At 65.3% G+C, this 15,511-nt stretch carries 17 protein-coding genes and 1 pseudogene; 7 read left to right on the forward strand and 11 right to left on the reverse strand.

Annotated elements, in window-relative coordinates; genetic code table 11:
• Positions 1 to 15 precede the first annotated feature (15 nt).
• The 7 genes from paaI to WDLP6_RS19065 all read right to left on the reverse strand — a co-directional run bounded on the left by paaI (position 16) and on the right by WDLP6_RS19065 (position 5,421).
• Complete coding sequence (gene paaI, locus WDLP6_RS19035; RefSeq protein WP_162568735.1) at positions 16 to 453, reverse strand: hydroxyphenylacetyl-CoA thioesterase PaaI; 438 nt, start codon at positions 451 to 453, stop codon at positions 16 to 18.
• A 13-nt stretch (positions 454 to 466) separates the two neighbouring features.
• Positions 467 to 1,270: an enoyl-CoA hydratase-related protein gene (locus tag WDLP6_RS19040; protein WP_162568736.1), complete on the reverse strand. Its 804-nt coding sequence runs from the start codon at positions 1,268 to 1,270 to the stop codon at positions 467 to 469.
• Positions 1,271 to 1,377: 107 nt separating this feature from the next.
• On the reverse strand, positions 1,378 to 1,710 hold the full coding sequence (locus WDLP6_RS19045; protein ID WP_162593618.1) for a hypothetical protein: 333 nt from the start codon (positions 1,708 to 1,710) through the stop codon (positions 1,378 to 1,380).
• A 22-nt stretch (positions 1,711 to 1,732) separates the two neighbouring features.
• Positions 1,733 to 2,368, reverse strand: a complete 636-nt coding sequence (locus WDLP6_RS19050) for a TetR/AcrR family transcriptional regulator (protein WP_162593619.1) — start codon at positions 2,366 to 2,368, stop codon at positions 1,733 to 1,735.
• A gap of 78 nt (positions 2,369 to 2,446) precedes the next feature.
• Positions 2,447 to 3,703 (reverse strand): SUMF1/EgtB/PvdO family nonheme iron enzyme, encoded by a 1,257-nt coding sequence (locus tag WDLP6_RS19055; protein ID WP_162593620.1) that lies wholly within the window; start codon positions 3,701 to 3,703, stop codon positions 2,447 to 2,449.
• A gap of 97 nt (positions 3,704 to 3,800) precedes the next feature.
• A complete protein-coding gene (locus tag WDLP6_RS19060; RefSeq protein ID WP_162593621.1) occupies positions 3,801 to 4,880 on the reverse strand; it encodes a TRAP transporter substrate-binding protein in 1,080 nt (359 codons plus the stop codon).
• A gap of 226 nt (positions 4,881 to 5,106) precedes the next feature.
• Entirely contained in the window at positions 5,107 to 5,421 is a 315-nt protein-coding gene (locus WDLP6_RS19065; RefSeq protein WP_162593622.1) for a hypothetical protein, read from the reverse strand.
• Positions 5,422 to 5,651: 230 nt separating this feature from the next.
• Here WDLP6_RS19065 and WDLP6_RS19070 point away from each other — a divergent pair, with 230 nt between their 5' ends.
• From WDLP6_RS19070 to WDLP6_RS19100, 7 genes are all read left to right on the forward strand, one after another.
• A complete protein-coding gene (locus WDLP6_RS19070; protein ID WP_162593623.1) occupies positions 5,652 to 6,062 on the forward strand; it encodes a hypothetical protein in 411 nt (136 codons plus the stop codon).
• A 148-nt stretch (positions 6,063 to 6,210) separates the two neighbouring features.
• Positions 6,211 to 6,498, forward strand: a complete 288-nt coding sequence (locus tag WDLP6_RS19075) for a hypothetical protein (RefSeq protein ID WP_162590691.1) — start codon at positions 6,211 to 6,213, stop codon at positions 6,496 to 6,498.
• Positions 6,499 to 6,906: 408 nt separating this feature from the next.
• Positions 6,907 to 8,064: an ABC transporter substrate-binding protein gene (locus tag WDLP6_RS19080; protein WP_162593624.1), complete on the forward strand. Its 1,158-nt coding sequence runs from the start codon at positions 6,907 to 6,909 to the stop codon at positions 8,062 to 8,064.
• Positions 8,065 to 8,199: 135 nt separating this feature from the next.
• Entirely contained in the window at positions 8,200 to 9,081 is an 882-nt protein-coding gene (locus tag WDLP6_RS19085; RefSeq protein ID WP_162568744.1) for a branched-chain amino acid ABC transporter permease, read from the forward strand.
• A complete protein-coding gene (locus WDLP6_RS19090) occupies positions 9,081 to 9,947 on the forward strand; it encodes a branched-chain amino acid ABC transporter permease (RefSeq protein ID WP_162593625.1) in 867 nt (288 codons plus the stop codon). Before WDLP6_RS19085 ends, WDLP6_RS19090 begins: the two co-directional genes overlap by 1 nt.
• Positions 9,944 to 10,741, forward strand: coding sequence for an ABC transporter ATP-binding protein (locus WDLP6_RS19095; RefSeq protein ID WP_443083418.1), 798 nt, complete (start codon positions 9,944 to 9,946; stop codon positions 10,739 to 10,741). The genes WDLP6_RS19090 and WDLP6_RS19095 overlap by 4 nt, the downstream gene beginning before the upstream one ends.
• Positions 10,738 to 11,457 carry an ABC transporter ATP-binding protein gene (locus WDLP6_RS19100; protein ID WP_162593626.1) on the forward strand — a complete coding sequence of 240 codons (720 nt, stop codon included), beginning with the start codon at positions 10,738 to 10,740 and terminating at the stop codon, positions 11,455 to 11,457. The genes WDLP6_RS19095 and WDLP6_RS19100 overlap by 4 nt, the downstream gene beginning before the upstream one ends.
• A gap of 290 nt (positions 11,458 to 11,747) precedes the next feature.
• Here the strand turns inward: WDLP6_RS19100 and WDLP6_RS19105 are convergent.
• From WDLP6_RS19105 to WDLP6_RS19120, 4 genes and pseudogenes are all read right to left on the reverse strand, one after another.
• A pseudogene (locus WDLP6_RS19105) lies at positions 11,748 to 12,547 on the reverse strand (transposase).
• 123 nt (positions 12,548 to 12,670) lie between these two features.
• Complete coding sequence (locus tag WDLP6_RS19110; RefSeq protein WP_162593627.1) at positions 12,671 to 13,402, reverse strand: GntR family transcriptional regulator; 732 nt, start codon at positions 13,400 to 13,402, stop codon at positions 12,671 to 12,673.
• Entirely contained in the window at positions 13,403 to 14,434 is a 1,032-nt protein-coding gene (locus WDLP6_RS19115) for an NAD(P)H-dependent flavin oxidoreductase (RefSeq protein ID WP_162593628.1), read from the reverse strand. It abuts the gene before it with no gap.
• Between the two features lie 36 nt (positions 14,435 to 14,470).
• Positions 14,471 to 15,511, reverse strand: a complete 1,041-nt coding sequence (locus tag WDLP6_RS19120) for an ABC transporter substrate-binding protein (RefSeq protein WP_162593629.1) — start codon at positions 15,509 to 15,511, stop codon at positions 14,471 to 14,473.

Consider the following 15,511-nt stretch of genomic DNA (forward strand, 5'->3'; position numbering starts at 1 on the left):
GGACGGTCGCGGCGCTCAGGCCGGCACGGCCGGCTTGCCCTTGATGCTGTAGGAACGGCCGCGAAACACCGCCACGCGATCGCCATGCTGATTGATCACCTCGGTGTCGTAAATACCGGTTCGCCCTGCCTTCGCGACTTCGGCGCAGCGCGCCGTCAGCAGGTCGCCCTCGCGCGCCGGGGCGACGAAGTCGATGCCGAAACCGGAAGCCACGGTGAGTTCGTTGTACGAATTGCAGGCGAAGGCGAAGGTCGAATCGGCCAGTGCGGCGATGAAGCCGCCGTGGCAGGTCTGGTGGCCGTTGAGCATGTCCTCGCGGACCTTCATGCGGATCTCCGCGCGGCCCGGCGCGACCTCGATGATCTGCATGCCCAGCGTCTGCGTGGCGCGGTCGTTGGCATACATGCCTTCGCGCACGAAGTCGGCCGTCTGCTGCGGTGTGCGTTCAACCATTCGACGAATCCTTTCAGCGGTCCGAGAAGCGGGGGGCGCGCTTGGCGCGGAAGGCGTCCACGCCCTCCTGGTAGTCGTGCGCGGCGCCCAGCTGGCGCTGCAGGCCGGCCTCGTTGGCCAGCGCGGCCGGCAGGTCGAGCCGCTGTGCATCGGCCAGCGCCTGGCGCGTGGCGGCCAGTGCGCGCGACGGCATCGCGGCCAGCCGCGCGGCCAGCGCATCGACCGTCGAGGCCAGCTCGGCATCGTCGACGCATTTCCAGATCAGGCCCATCTGCGCGGCCTCTTCGGCCGGCAGCTTGTCGCCGAGCATCGCGAGCCCGAGCGCGCGCGCCGATCCGACGAGGCGCGGCAACAGCCAGGTGCCGCCGGTGTCGGGCACCAGTCCGATCTTCGCGAAGGCCTGGATGAAGCTCGCCGAGCGGCCGGCCACAACGAGGTCGCAGCACAGCGCGAGATTGGCGCCCGCGCCCGCGGCGACGCCGTGCACGGCCGCGATCACCGGCACCGGCATGGAACGCAGGCGCAGCACCAGCGGCGCATAGAGCGCTTCGATCACATGGCCGAGATCCTTGGGCCGGGCACCGGGCGTGGTGTCGGGCGCCACCATCGGATCCGCCAGATCCTGACCCGCGCAGAAGGCGCGGCCTGCGCCGCCGAGCACCACGCAGCGCACGCCGTCGTCGTCCGCCGCGGCGTTCAGCGCGGCCATGAGCTCGGCATGCAATTGGGAGGTGAAGCTGTTGAGCGCTTCCGGCCGGTTCAGCTGCAGCGTGCGCACGGGGCCGTTGTCGGTGACGCGCACCAGGGCTTCGTTCATCGCGTTCCTCTCTGGGTTGAAATGATTGACCGACCGTCCGGTAGATTATAGAGGGCGCTGGTTTGCGGTGGCAAGGGCGGCGGCATTCACATCCTGCGCCGGCGTGCTCAGGCGCCGGTGCTTTCGGTCGAAGGACGAACGATGCGCCGCTTCTTGATGATCACGGTCGGAACGGTCGCGGGGGTTGCCGGCCTGGCGGCGGCCGGCGCTGCGGAGGCTGGCGCACCGGGCGTGCGGCTCAGCACCTGCATGACGCGGCTGGTGTTGAGCGGCCGGATCACGTCGCCGTTGACCTGCGCATAGGAGCCATCATCGAGCTGAGCGAGCGCGCCGATCTGCATGCCGTCCTGCACGGTGCCCAGCAGCCGGCAATCGGTGCGGGCATAGGTGAAGAAGGTCCAGCGGTTGCCGATCTGAATCCGCAGGGGCTGCCGACTCATGGTGAAGTCCTGTTCATCGCGCTCATTTCGTGCCCCGGGAGTGTAGCGATGCCGACCCCGGCCGCACCACGGCGCGCACGCCGCCGAAGTACAACTGCGAGACGATCCGGCCGATCGCGTCGCCGTCGAGTTCGCCGTCCGGCTTGAGCCAGGTGAACATCCAGTTGATCATGCCGAACAGCAGCATCGCCATCGGCTTGCCCAGCAGGCTGTCGGGCGCTTCGCCGCGCACCTCGGCGATGGTGCGCGCGAAGGCGGCGACCACGCGCCGCTCGACACCGATGATGCGCGCCCGGTCTTCCTCGCGCAGAAAGCGCACGTCCTCGGTCAGCACGCGCTGCGCGTTCTGCGCGATCGCGGATTCGGCGACGAAGCGGCGGATGAGTTCGCGCAGCCGGGCTTCGGGCTCGGCATGCTCGCGCAGGATCTCGGTCACGATCGCCTCCAGCCGCAGCACATGGTCTTCGGCGATGCGCACGGCCAGGTCGTGCTTGTCGCGCACGTAGTGATAGAGCGTCGCCTTCGACACGCCGCAGGCCGCCGCCACCTCGTTCATCGACGTGCCTGCATAGCCGCGCTGCGCGAACAATTGCGCCGCATTGGCAAGAATCATCTCTCGCTGGCCGTCGTAGCCGGCCGTGTCACGCACGCGAGCCATCCGGCAGCGTCCTTTCCATGGATGTGGGCGCCTGCAGGGCCTGCAGGCGATTCGCGATGATGGCACGCGTGGCGACGCTCAAAGCGCGCAGGTCCGGAACCCGAAGAAGCCGTCGTCGCGCTCGGGCGCCGCGAAGCCGCGGCGCTTGGGCGAGCGCAGGCGCGCGCGCGTGGCGAAGGACGCGCCGCGCAGCACGCGCGCGCGGCCGAAGGCCGGCTGCGGATCGAACTCGGTGTCCACGCTCCACGGATCGGCCACATGCCCGGGCCAGGGCTTGAGCGTGCCGGCGGTCCACTCGTGCACGTCGGCCCAACGAAAGCCGCGCCGCGCGGCGGTGTGGGCCGCGATCTCCCACTCGACCTCGGTGGCAAGGCGGCGCCCGGCCCAGCGCGCCCAGGCATCGGACTCCCACCAGCTCACATGCACCGCGCTGCGGTTGCCGGCGGCGCGCACCGTCTTGCCGAACTGGCGCTGCAGCACCGATCCGCCCGTGCCGTGGCGCGCGGCGCCGATCTGCTCGACATGGCGCGGCCCGCGGCGCCCTTCGGCCTGGCACTCGAGCCAGGCGCGGCCTTCGGGATGCCAGAGTTCGGGGCGGTCGTAGCCGCCGTCGTCGACGAACTCGACGTACTGGCTCCAGGTCACCGGCTGCGCGTCGATCTCGAACTCGGGCACCTCGACCGTGTACGTGCCGCGTTCCTGGGCGAAGGTAAAGCCCTCGTCGGGCAGCCCGAGCTCCCACGAGATCGAAGGCACCAGCACCGGCTCGTGCGACACCGCGGCCGGCGGCAGCTCGACACCCAGCGAGATGCCGAGCGTCTGCGCCATCACGACCAGCTGCTCGCCGCGCAAATCCTCGTGGAACAGCGCGAGGCGATAGAAGTAGAGGCCGGCATCGGTCTCGACCGCGTGCTCCAGCAGTTCGAGCGTGCTTTCGAGCGTGTCGAGCAGGTAGGCCCTGGCCTGCTGGAGGTCCGGCAGTTCGGGCGACCAGCGGTCCTGCGCGGCCAGCTGCGCCGGGTTCCACCACAGGTCGGCCTGCGGTTCGATCGCGGCCAGCCGCGTCGGGCGCACGGGGCATGCGGCACCGAAGGCGCGCTGCGTGTTGCGCGCGATCCACCACTCCGCGAACCAGCCGATATGACCCGCCAGCCAGAGCGGCGGATCGATGCCTTCGACCCGCGGCACGGGCAGCGCGGGCGAGCCCAGCAGTTGCTCGTAGAGCGACAGCAGATGCAAGGTGTGATTGCGCGCGTCGATCAATGCCAGCGAGAGCAGTTCACGGCCCGCGCGCCGCATGTCGGGCGAGTCGATGGAATGAGGCAGGCCGGCCATGGTGAACGGCGCCCCGGACGAAGGGTTCGAGGGCATCGCGCATTATGGCGACGCGCGCCGCCGGCGCGACCATGGAAACCCGACGCCCCTTCGCGCCTCACCACTTCATCGACTGCAGGAAGGCGTCGAAGGGCGCCTCGGCGTAGCGGGCGCCGATCAGCGCTTCCTTCTGGAAGGCGCGGTAGTCGTCGTGGATCTTCTTCCAGCCGGCATTCCTGGCGCTCAGCTCGCGGTCCAGGTCCAGGGTCGCCCTGAACGCGGCCTCGAGCACCGGCTTCGGAAAAGCCTGCGCCACGATGCCGCCGCGCATCAACTGCTGCAAGGCCACCGGGTTGCGCGCAGCGTAGCGCGCCTGCATGTCGAGCTGCGTGAATGCACAGGCCACTTCGACGATGGCCTTGTATTCGGCGCTGAGCGCATCGAAGGCCTTTCGATTGACCAGCAGCTCGAGCTGCAGGCCGGCCGACCACCAGCCGGGGTAGGCGTAGTGCGATGCCGCTTTCTGCAAGCCGAGCTTCTGGTCGTCGTAGGGCGAGTGGCCCTCGGCCGCGCCGATCGCGCCCTTGGCCAGTGCGGCAACGACCTCGCTGTCGGCCAGCTTCTGCGGCACGCCGCCGAGCCGTTCGAGCACGCGCGGCGCCAGACCGCCGAAGCAGAACTTCAGCCCCTTGAAATCATGCGGGCTGCGGATCTCGCGCCGAAACCAGGCGCCCGCCGGCGCCCCGGTGTTGCCGCAGGAAAAGTTCAGCGCATCGAGGCGGCCGTAGAACTCGCGCGTGAGCTTCAGTCCGTTGCCCTCGGTCATCCAGGCCGAGAGCTCGCGCGCATTCATGCCGAAGGGCAGCGCCGAGCCGATGGCGAACACCTCGTCCTTGGCAGCGAAGCTGGCGCCGGCGGTGTGGCAGGCTTCGATCGCACCTTGCTGCACGCCGTCGAGCACGGCGTGCGCGGGCATCAGCTCGCCCGCGGCATGCACCTCGATCTGGAAGCGGCCACCGGTCATCTCGCCGACCTTGCGGGCGAAGGTCTCGGCGCCGCCATAGAGAAGATCCAGCGGCCTCGCAAAGCCCGATGCGAGGCGCCAGCGCGTGGCGGCCTGCGCGTGCACCGCGGGCGCGATGCCCGCGGCCACGAGGCCCGCGAGTGCGCCACGTTGGATCAGGGAACGACGCTGCATCAGACTCGGCTCCAGACAAGGACAAACGACAAGGACGGGCGATTGTAGGAAGCGCGGCCAGCGAGCCCTTCGGCCGCGCCCGACAGCGCTTGATCTTTTGAAACGCGTCGCTATGATCCGCCCGCAATAACGACAGCCCCCAAGGGGCAAGGGACGGGATCATGACCAGCGCATCGGCTTCGGCCATGGCGCGGCTGCGCAGCGCGCCGGACCTCATCACTCACTTTCACTCTGTCTTGCGCCGCTGCGCCGGATTCGGCGCGCTGCTCCTGGTGGCGATCGCGTCGCGCGCCGGCCCCGCGCCCATCAGGATCGTCCCGGGCCTCGAAGAACCGCTGGTCGCGATGGGCCCGAGCTCGCAGTCCGAGAACGCAGCACTCGAAGCCGCACTGGCGCGATGCAGCCGCACGCCAAAGCGCTGGCCGATCGCGCCGTCGGCGAGTTGGCCAGAATGCATGCGCGCCTGGGCCATGCGAGCGAACTCGATGCCCTCTTCTCCGCCATGGACGGTCGTGCCGTCGGCGCACTGTGAGTATCCCAACTCAAAGGAGTTTGGTACCGCCAAGTGGCGCACGACCGACGGGCGTTCGCGCTGGATTCACGGTGGTGGGTCAAGTCTAGGCAATCACGCACTTGATCCACAGCAAGGGTGGGTGCCTACGCTTGGTTGCACGCGTGCTCAAAATGCCGACGTGGATACCTTGTGTTCGAAGTCTGAAGCCTGGAAAAGGCCAATCCCGGTCAATCGCTTCCGTATTCAAGGTGGTGAGCATGAATGTTTCTTGGACAACCATCACACGGAGTCTCGTACTCTTGGTGCTCTGCTGGAATATGTCAAACGCAAGCGAAGCCGCGTGCACGCTCCCCTGGCCGGATACCTATAGACCCGGCACCAGCAATCCAAACGTGGTCGGCAAGGTGATTACCGTGAGCAACGCGCAGATCGACCTCCAAACAAGGAATGGGCGCCAGCGCATTGGGCTTCCTCCGTCAGGCGTGTATTACACGGCCTTTGGCGGGGACGATCGCATTGACAATCTCAAGTTGGGTCTCATCGCACGTGCTTGGTACGTTGACTGCAAGGTTCCGAAGGATGGTGCAGTACCGAAAGCTGCGTATCTCGAAGTGTACTCAAACGATCCGGATGATCGCCCTCCACCAAGCTATTGGAAGCGCTACTGATGAGAGGAAAAGCATGACCCCATTTGGCACTCTGGCGATGAACCTCACCCGACACGCCTGTACGTCCATGCATCCCGCCTGGAAGCGGCCGGAGTGAGACATCCGCAATGGTTCGGCCGCACCACCGCATAGATGAAGCGAGCAAAACGTGAAATCACCACGCATTCTTGTGGGCTTCAACGAGATGCTGGAGCCCAACTTGGTACTGCTCTCGAAGACTGACACTCGAGCCAATTCGTCCGGAGCAACCGTCTTGTTGAGTGAAGGGCTCTCTGTTCATATCTATGAGGACGACACGGGTTTGGACGGCCAGCCCGACAACTTGCTTGCCGATGGTGTGGTCGAGAAAAACAAGAGCAAACTGAATTGGGCCAGGTCGGCGAAATGGTGTTGCCGGATTGACGAACGCGGCATACGGCACGAGTCCGAAGAGTAAGTCGGGTCGCATCGATCCCCATCCCGACGCCCGTCGTGGCGCTCTTCATCGCATTCGCCATCTCGATGCGCCGTGCGATGAGTCGGCGCTCCGTACCACCAACGCCCTGAGCGTCGGAACCTACGATGCCGCCGGCACTTTCGTCTGCGGCGGCCAGAGCCGCCTCGCGCGCGAAAGTGCTCCTGTCCCCTGCCGACACGGTCCATCCCCGCGCACCCGCTTGGTGAAAGCCTTCTCACCTCTACCGCGACTCCGCATGCGCATTTTCCCTGATGACCCGAATTTTCCTTGGCCTTCCACCCCTGGCAAGCGAAGGCAAAACGGAGCTGCCGGCCAACGAAACCTAAAGTGGCACCACCGGCTTATAAAATAGCCCCCCCGTTCCAACGACCCTCGAAAGATCACCCAATGAGACAACTCCCGTTCAAGACCTCGCTGCTCGCGCTCGCCGCCTTCGGCGCTCTCTGCACAGCCGCCCAGGCCGCCGATCTGAAGATCGGTGTGGCCGAGGCCCTGTCCGGCGGCGCAGCCCAGTACGGCGTTGCGATCCGCAACGGCTTCGAACTCGCCGTTGGCGAAATCAATGCCGCGGGCGGCATCAACGGCAACAAGATCGAGCTCGTCGTCGCCGACGAACAGGGCAAGAAGGAAGAAGCGATCAACGTCTTCAAGAAACTGATCTTCCAGGACCAGGCGCTGATGGTGTTCGGCCCGACGCTGTCGAACTCGGCGCAGGCCGCCGACCCGATCGCGCAGGCCGCCAAGACGGTGGCCTTCGGCACCTCGAACACGGCCGACGGCATCACCTCGATCGGCGACTACGTGTTCCGCAATTCGGTGACCGAGGCCGACGTGCTGCCCGAGACCATCAAGGTCGCGGTCAAGAAGGCCGGCATCAAGAAGGTCGCGGTGCTCTACGGCAACGACGACGTGTTCACCAAGAGCGGCTACGACAACTTCAAGAAGGCCCTCGAAGACCTGAAGATCCCGGTCACCACCACCGAGACCTTCGCCAAGGGCGACGTCGACTTCAAGGCCCAGCTGACCAAGATCAAGGCCAGCGGCGCCGATGCGATCGTGCTGTCGGCCCTGCTCGCCGAAGGCGCGCCGATCATGGTGCAGGCGCGCCAGCTCGGCCTCAACGTGCCCTTCATCGGCGGCAACGGCATGAACTCGTCCAAGGTGTTCGACCTGGCCAAGGGCAACTCCGACAACCTCTATGTCGGCAGCCCGTGGTCGGCCAGCAATGCGACGCCCGAGAACAGCAAGTTCATCAAGGCCTACAACGAGAAGTACAAGACGGCGCCCGACCAGTTCGCCGCCCAGGCCTACGACGCGATGTACATCGCGGCGCAGGCGCTGAAGGGCGTGAAGCTGTCCGGCAACCTGACGGCCGACCGCGCGGCGGTGCGCGATGCGCTGCCGGCGGTGAAGTACACGGGTGCCACCGGCGCGTTCCAGTTCCGCCGCGCCACCGACAAGGCCGGCAAGCCGGCCGGCTACGACGCGCAGCAGCTGCCCATCGTGAGCGTCACGAAGGGTGCTGACTTCGTCATCGAGAAATAAGCTCGCCCCCAGGCTGCGGCGCACTTCGTGTCGCCTACGCCTTCCCCCTGCCGGGGGCGGTGCCTGCGGACTGGCTGAGCCAGATCCGCGGCACCTCACGTACACGCATGCTCTTATTTTTTGAAGGCTATCACCATGCTTGAACAGCAGTTGGTCAATGCCCTTTCGCTCGGATGCGTGTATGCGCTCTTCGCGCTGGGCTTCACGCTCATCTTCGGCGTGCTTGGCGTCATCAACCTCTCGCATGGCGCGGTGTTCATGGTCGGCGCCTATGCGGCGGTCGAGATCATGGCGCGCTTCGCGCTTCCGCTCTGGGCGGGCCTGCTGTTCGCGTTCGTCTTCTGCGGGCTGCTCGGGCTCCTGATCGACTTCCTGGTGCTCAAGCCGCTGCGCGCACGCAATGCGCCGCACCTGATCCCGATGATCGCCACCATCGGCGTCGCGATCATCCTCGGCAACGGCATGCAGGGCCTGTTCGGCGCGCAGAACATCCGCTTTCCGGCCGGCGTGATCTCGGGCGATTCGCTGGGCATCGCGGGCATCCACCTGACGGCGCTCGAACTCGGCATCATCATCCTGTCCTTTGCGCTGATGGCGGTGCTGATGGTGTCGCTCAAGCGCACCCAGCTCGGGCGTGCCTTGCGCGCGATCGCCGAGTCGCCGAAAGCGGCCTACCTGCTGGGCATCAACGTCGAGGGCCTGTTCTATCTGACCTCCTTCGCGGCCGCCGCGCTCGGCGGCCTGGCGGGCGTGCTGATCGGCCTTTATTCCAACGCCGTGTTCCCGCTGATGGGCCAGCCGATGCTGCACAAGGGCATCGCGGTGATCATCCTCGGCGGCATGGGCGACATCCGCGGCGCGATGCTGGGCGGCCTGTTCCTCGGCTTCGCAGAAGTGCTGTCGGTGGCCTACATCGGGTCGACGATGCGCGACGCGGTGGCGTTCGGCCTGTTGTTCCTTGTCCTGCTCGTGCGCCCCAAGGGCCTGTTCGGCACGCTGCAAGAACGGAAAGTCTGATGGACGCCCTCAACAACTTCTGGCAGGTCTACAGCAACCTGGTGCTCACGCTGGGCACGAACGCGCTGCTGGCGCTGTCGATCTGGCTCACGCTCGCCTGCGGCATGCTGACCGTCGCCAACGCCGCCTTCATGGGCATCGGCGCCTACACCTCGGCGATCCTCACCATGAGCTATGGCGTGCCCTTTCCGGTCGCGATCGCGGCCGGCATGGCGGCACCGGCATTCACCGCCTTCGTGATCGGCAAGCCGACGCTGCGGCTGTCGGGCGTCTACCTCGCGATGGCGACGCTGGCCTTCGGCGAGGTGGTGCGCATCGTGATCCTGAATGCCGAATCGCTCACCGGCGGTGCGCTCGGCCTGAACGGCATCCCGCCATCGACGCAATGGTGGCACGTCGCGCTCGCAGTGGTGCTGGTGCTGCTGGCGCTGTGGCGCCTGCGCCGCTCGAAGATCGGCCGCGCCTTCGAGTCGATCAAGGAAGACGAGACCGCCGCCGGCCTGATGGGCATCGATGTCGGCGCGCACAAGATGCTGGCCTTCGTGCTGGGCGCGGCCATCGCCGGCCTGGCCGGCGCGCTCAACGCGCACCTGACCTTCTTCATCGGGCCGAACGAGTTCGGCTTCGACCGCGGCGTCGACATCCTCACGATGACCGTGCTCGGCGGCATCAACGGCCTCACGGGCCCGGTGCTCGGCGGCATGATCCTCACGATCCTGCCCGAGGCGCTGCGCGGCTTCGGCGATTTCCGGCTGGTGGTGAACGGCGTGATCCTGGTGCTGATCGTGCTCTTCCTGCCGAAGGGCATCTGGGACCCGGCGCGATTCCGGCACTGGTTCGGGCGCAAGGCGGGAGTGCACGCATGACTACGCCCCTGCTTTCGCTCGACGGCGTCTCGCGCCATTTCGGCGGCCTCAAGGTGCTGCAGGAAGTCCACCTCGACGTGCCGCAGGGCGGCGTGTTCGGGCTCATCGGCCCGAACGGCGCCGGCAAGACGACGGTGTTCAACCTCACGACCGGGCTGCTGCCGGTGACCGGCGGCACGATCCGCTTCGAAGGCCGCGACCTCGCGGGCATGAAGCCGCACCAGATCACGCGCGGCGGCATCGCGCGCACCTTCCAGAACATCCGCATCTTCAAGGAGATGTCGCTGCTGGAGAACGTGATGGTCGGCATGCACGCGCAGCTGCGCTACGGCGCCTTCGGCCTGCTCGCCTCCTCCGGCCTGTTCCGCAGCGAGGAGCGCCGCGCGCGCGACCGGGCGCGCGAGCTGCTGTCGTGGGTCAAGCTCGACCACAAGAGCGAGGACGTGGCCGACAACCTCTCCTATGGCGACCAGCGCAAGCTCGAACTCGCGCGCGCCCTGGCGACCGAGCCGAAGCTGCTCCTGCTCGACGAGCCGGTGGCCGGCATGAACAGCACCGAGAAGACCGACCTGATGCACGAGATCCGCAACATCGCGGGCCGCGGTTACACCATCTTCATGATCGAGCACGACATGCGCTTCGTGATGGGCCTGTGCGAGCACATCGCGGTGCTGAATTTCGGCCGGATCATCGCGCGCGGCGGGCCCGACGAGATCCGCAACGACCCGCAGGTGATCGAGGCCTACCTCGGCCGCGAAGAAGACGAAGCGACCAGCGAAGGGGCGGCATCATGAACACCCCATTGCTCAAAGTCGAAGGCCTCAAGGTCGCCTATGGCCACATCGAGGCCGTCAAGGGCATCGACTTCGAACTGAACGAAGGCCGCATCACCACGCTGGTCGGCGCCAATGGCGCGGGCAAGTCGACCACGCTGCTCGCGCTGTCGGGGCTGGTGAAGAAGGCGGCGGGCCGCGTCGTGCTCGACGGGCGTGACCTCACGACGCTGTCGCCGCACAAGATCGTCGGCGCCGGCATGGTGCAGGTGGCCGAAGGCCGCGCCACGCTGACCACGCTGACGGTGCGCGAGAACCTCGAACTCGGTGCCTACACGCGCCGCGACGGCCGCGCTCAGCGCGCCGATGCGCTCGAGCATGTCTACACGTTGTTCCCGCGGCTCAAGGAGCGCTCGGACGGCCTCGCCGGCAATCTCTCGGGCGGCGAACAGCAGATGCTCGCGATCGGCCGCGCCCTGATGGCCAAGCCGCGCGTGCTGCTGCTCGACGAACCCTCGATGGGGCTGGCGCCGATCATCGTGCAGGACATCTTTCGCACGCTGCGCGAGATCAACAAGGCCGGCCTCACGATCTTCCTGGTCGAGCAGAACGTGCGGCAGGCCCTCAAGATCGCCGACCGCGCCTACGTGATCGAAACCGGTCGCATCGTGCTCACCGGCAGCGGGCATGAGCTGCTCGGTGACCCGAAGGTGCAGGACGCGTATCTGGGCGGCTAAGGCGGTGCCTCCTTTATCGCACGCCGAACAGCAGCTTCCAGATGTTCTGAGCTGTTTGCGGGACTAACTCACGACACTGATATGTTCGCTCCGTGTCAAGGGGCACGGATTGAGTTGTTGGGCCAGTGGCACGGGGTGATGCGACACAAGTCTGCTGCTGCGACGATGGATCAGACTGATATCCGTGGGTTGGTTACCACCGTGCATCGATCCGTCATGGAAGCTGCCTCGCTCTAGTGGCGCAGGTTGCCCCCGAAGGGTTCTGTGGATAGTGTCGGTGAGGGTTCTTCCTATCGTGATCGTGCCGCAGGGCTGGGCGTTGCCTGCTGGGCGATCGCCCAGACGAACCCCGCCAACTCCCGTGCCACCGCCACGCAGACCTTGTTGGCCTGCACGCCTCGGCTCGACAGTTGCGCGAATCGCGAACACAAGCGCACCTGCGCCTTCCATGCGTGAGTGCGAATGCCGGGCGGCAACGCCTTGCTGCGGTCGCGCAACTCGTTGCTGATGCGCGCCGGGAAACGGTAGTTCCACGCCGCCTCGGTCAACAGGCGCCGCGCGTGTGCATTGCCGGTCTTGGTGATCGAGCCACGGCGCACGCTGTGCCGCTGGAATGCTCCGAGGGCACGAGTCCGAGGTAGCCCATGAGCTGGCGCGCCCTCAGGCGCATGTTCACGGCGTCTTCGCGCGCACGCCAGAGATTGCGCAGCGCCTCGTGCGTCTGGTCGGGCACCCAGATGGCCTTGAGCTCGCCCGCCCGGGAAAGCTCGGCCAGCCGGGCCCAATCGCGCCGGTCGGTCTTGATGCGTTCGCCTGCTCGCCGCGGTATCAAGGACGGCGCGATGATCTCGCAGCGATAGCCGCGCCGAGTCAGCTCTCGATGCAGCCCGTAGCCGGTGGGCCCGGCCTCGTAGACCACGCTCACCTGCCGCGCCGGACCGTACTTGCGCAGCGTCTTGAGCACCCCCTGCACGTCAGGCCCGAGCGTGCCCACGAACCGGCTCGGCTCTCGCCCAGCTTCACAAACGGCAGCAGCAATGCTGTCCTTGTGCGCATCCAAACCCACGAAGAACTTGATACTCTCGTCCATGGCTCGTCTCCATACGGATTGCGGCTGGGGAAACCCGCCGCATGTGGCTCGGCACACTCTCAGAGTGCGCAATCCACGATACCGGAGACGAGCCTTCCTTCGCCTATCGAGCGACCATCATGTCTAGTGAGTTATCTTGGAGATCCTTCGATACTGATCAGTCCGCCACCATGTGGTGGCCAAAACAATAGGCAGTGAACCGCGACCATACAGGCGACGCTGTTCAATGATCACAGTCGATCCAGCCGGGATATGAAGCTCATCGGCGATCTGCGCATCAGCGCTCTCTGCCCAGATCTCCTCGTCACCGCGCACGACGGGCACGTTCAGATTGCGTATCAACTCGAGGGGCGTGTGACTGGAAAGGTCGACTTCTGAAATGCGTGCACCTAGTTCTTCCCGGATATAGCTCGTCACTGCATAGACCGTGACACCGAGCTTCTGCCGAGTTCCATGCAATCTGTAGACCTTGTCCTGTCCCTTGCCAAAGAACACGGCCGCTGACTCGGGTGCATCGACCAGCCCCCAACTGACGGCTTCCGTCTCTGTTTCCATCCCGAGCCTGACGACATCGCTGATGGTGTCCAGGCTGCGCATCCCTACAACCAGACTGGGATCCAGTACCACCGAACCTCGCTGCGGAAAGCGCTCGATCATGTTCTTGCCACGCAGGAGATCGAGTGCATGACGCACCGTCACTCTGCCCATGCCGTGAAGTTCCATCAACTCCACTTCAGTGGGAAGGCGATCGCCGGGCTTCCATTTGCCCTCCTGAATTTCGCGCTCAAGAACTGAAGCAAGCGTCTGGTAGAGAGGCCGGTGGGATGTCATCAAGAAATTCAACTGTAGGGTCATTCAACTCGGTGCGAGCGAACTACAACTGTCTCCTACGCATTCCGCCCAGATACGCCGCACCAGTTCTCCAGCAGGAGGGATGTCGTGGATCGCGTCCACGCCGATCCCGGCCCACATCGAAGTCTCGGCAGGATCTCCCGACATCCCGACGATGGGAGAAGTCGCCTCGTAGCGAAGGATATCATTGGTGCCGTCATTCGCAACGACCTCTCCTTCTCCCGGTCGCCGTCCCTTGGGCATCGAGCCAGAAGCCTCCCATTGGTTCAGCGTCTCGTTGCGCAACACGCGGTGCAACGACTGCGGCCATCCCTCGTCGAAACACACGGTCAACGCAGTATCCGCCGCGATGGCTGTCGTCAGCTGCTCCTTCCATTCGGGAATTGCACAGGACTCCCGCGTGGCCACGAAGCGCGTACCAAAGATGCCCCCCGAGGCCCCGTTCAACAGAACCTTTCTCAAGGCCTTGCCATCTCCGAGTCCACCGGCGACGACAACCGGCGTATCGCCAGCAATCTCCAGGATGGGCGCAAGCGTGTCCAGCCAACTCGATTGCGCCTGCACATGGCCGCCGGCCTCCTGCCCTTGGCAAACGATGTAGTCGACACCCACGTCCAAAGCCTGCCTCGCCCCTCCCAGGTTGGTCACCTGCATCGACAGCTTCGCACCGAACGATCGCACAAGAGCCACTTGCTCCGGCGTCGGCGTTCCCCACGAGAACTGGACAACAGGCGCGCCCGCCTCCAGCACCAGGGCCAGCTTCCTGGAAGCGGACGGCAGAATCGCCAGAATGATCCCCACGGCAAATGGCTTGCTCGTTCTCGCACCGATCATCCGTACTCTGTCTTTCGCTAGTTCGTCGGGCCAACGTGTCACCCCCAAGCCACCCAGGCCACCGGCCTCCGCCACTGCAACCGCAAGATCGATGGTGAACGGCCCGCCTGCGGTGGCGCAAAGGATGGGATAGCGAATGCCGAGCCGTTCGGTGAGCACCAGGTACTTCCGGGATAAAAACTCCGAACTATGGTGATGCATGGTGAACCTCGTGGATAGAAAAGTCTCTTGTCAACTTCACTTGCAGCCGCTCGCCCAGACAGTCTTTTGCGAAAGCGCCTGACCGCTCGCCGCCGATGCACTCGACGGTTTGAGCATGCTGTTCTGGTACTGCGCCATATAGGTCAGCCACTGGTCGACCTCGTTGGTGTCAAACCTAGTGATCGCATTGACGCGCAATAGCTTCTTCTTGATGACTTCGCGCATCGTTTCATCGCCCCCGGCCAGCCCCTTGGTGTTGACGCCTGCGAGCTTGAGGACATCACCTGCGACCTTGTCCGCATTGACCGGATCACTGACGAAGGCCTTGGCTTCCTCCAGGGCTCGGTTGAAGGCCAGGTACTTCGCCGGCTCTTTCTCGAGCGCCCCTCCTTGCGCGATCCAGACGATGCCGACACGCAACTTGGTGAGGGCTGTGGGCCCCTCGGCATCGGCAAGACTCCACAGCAGCTTCCCGTTGCCACTCTGGGTCAGGAAGGTCGTCATCGGCTCGAACGACATGTAGAAGTCGACACGCTTGTTCTGCATCGCTTCAACTGCTGCGACCGGGCCGACGGGAATGTAGGTCACGCTCTCCTTGGACATTCCCGCTCCCTCGAGCATCGCCTCCATGAAGAACTGCCCGCCAGAGCCAAGTGCATTGACTCCGATGTTCTTGCCCGATATCTGCTGCATGACTTCCGGATAGGGCTTGCGGGCGAAGCCGCTTGCACCGACCAGTTCGAAGTAAGGTCCCGAGGCTGCGCAGATTCCCTTGAAGTCCAAGCCTCTTTGGCGAGCCGCGACCAGCAGATCGGGATTGACAGCCGCGATCTCGACACTGCCACCACTCAAAGCGGCGAGCGCCGCCGGCCCGCTCGTCACACCGACGGTTTCTACATCGACGCCGTGCTTCTTGAAAAGCCCCTCTGCCATGGCGACGTAGAACGTGACGCTGAAAGCGACGCCCGGATAGTATTGAACCTTCAGCGAATTGCTCTGAGAAAAGCAGGACAAAGACAGTCCAGCCAGGAAAATCGCCACCAGACTGGTCCGCAACCGGTCAAAAGAATAGTTCAT

Origin of the sequence: Variovorax sp. PBL-E5 (assembly GCF_901827185.1) — a bacterium.
Lineage (GTDB): Bacteria > Pseudomonadota > Gammaproteobacteria > Burkholderiales > Burkholderiaceae_C > Variovorax.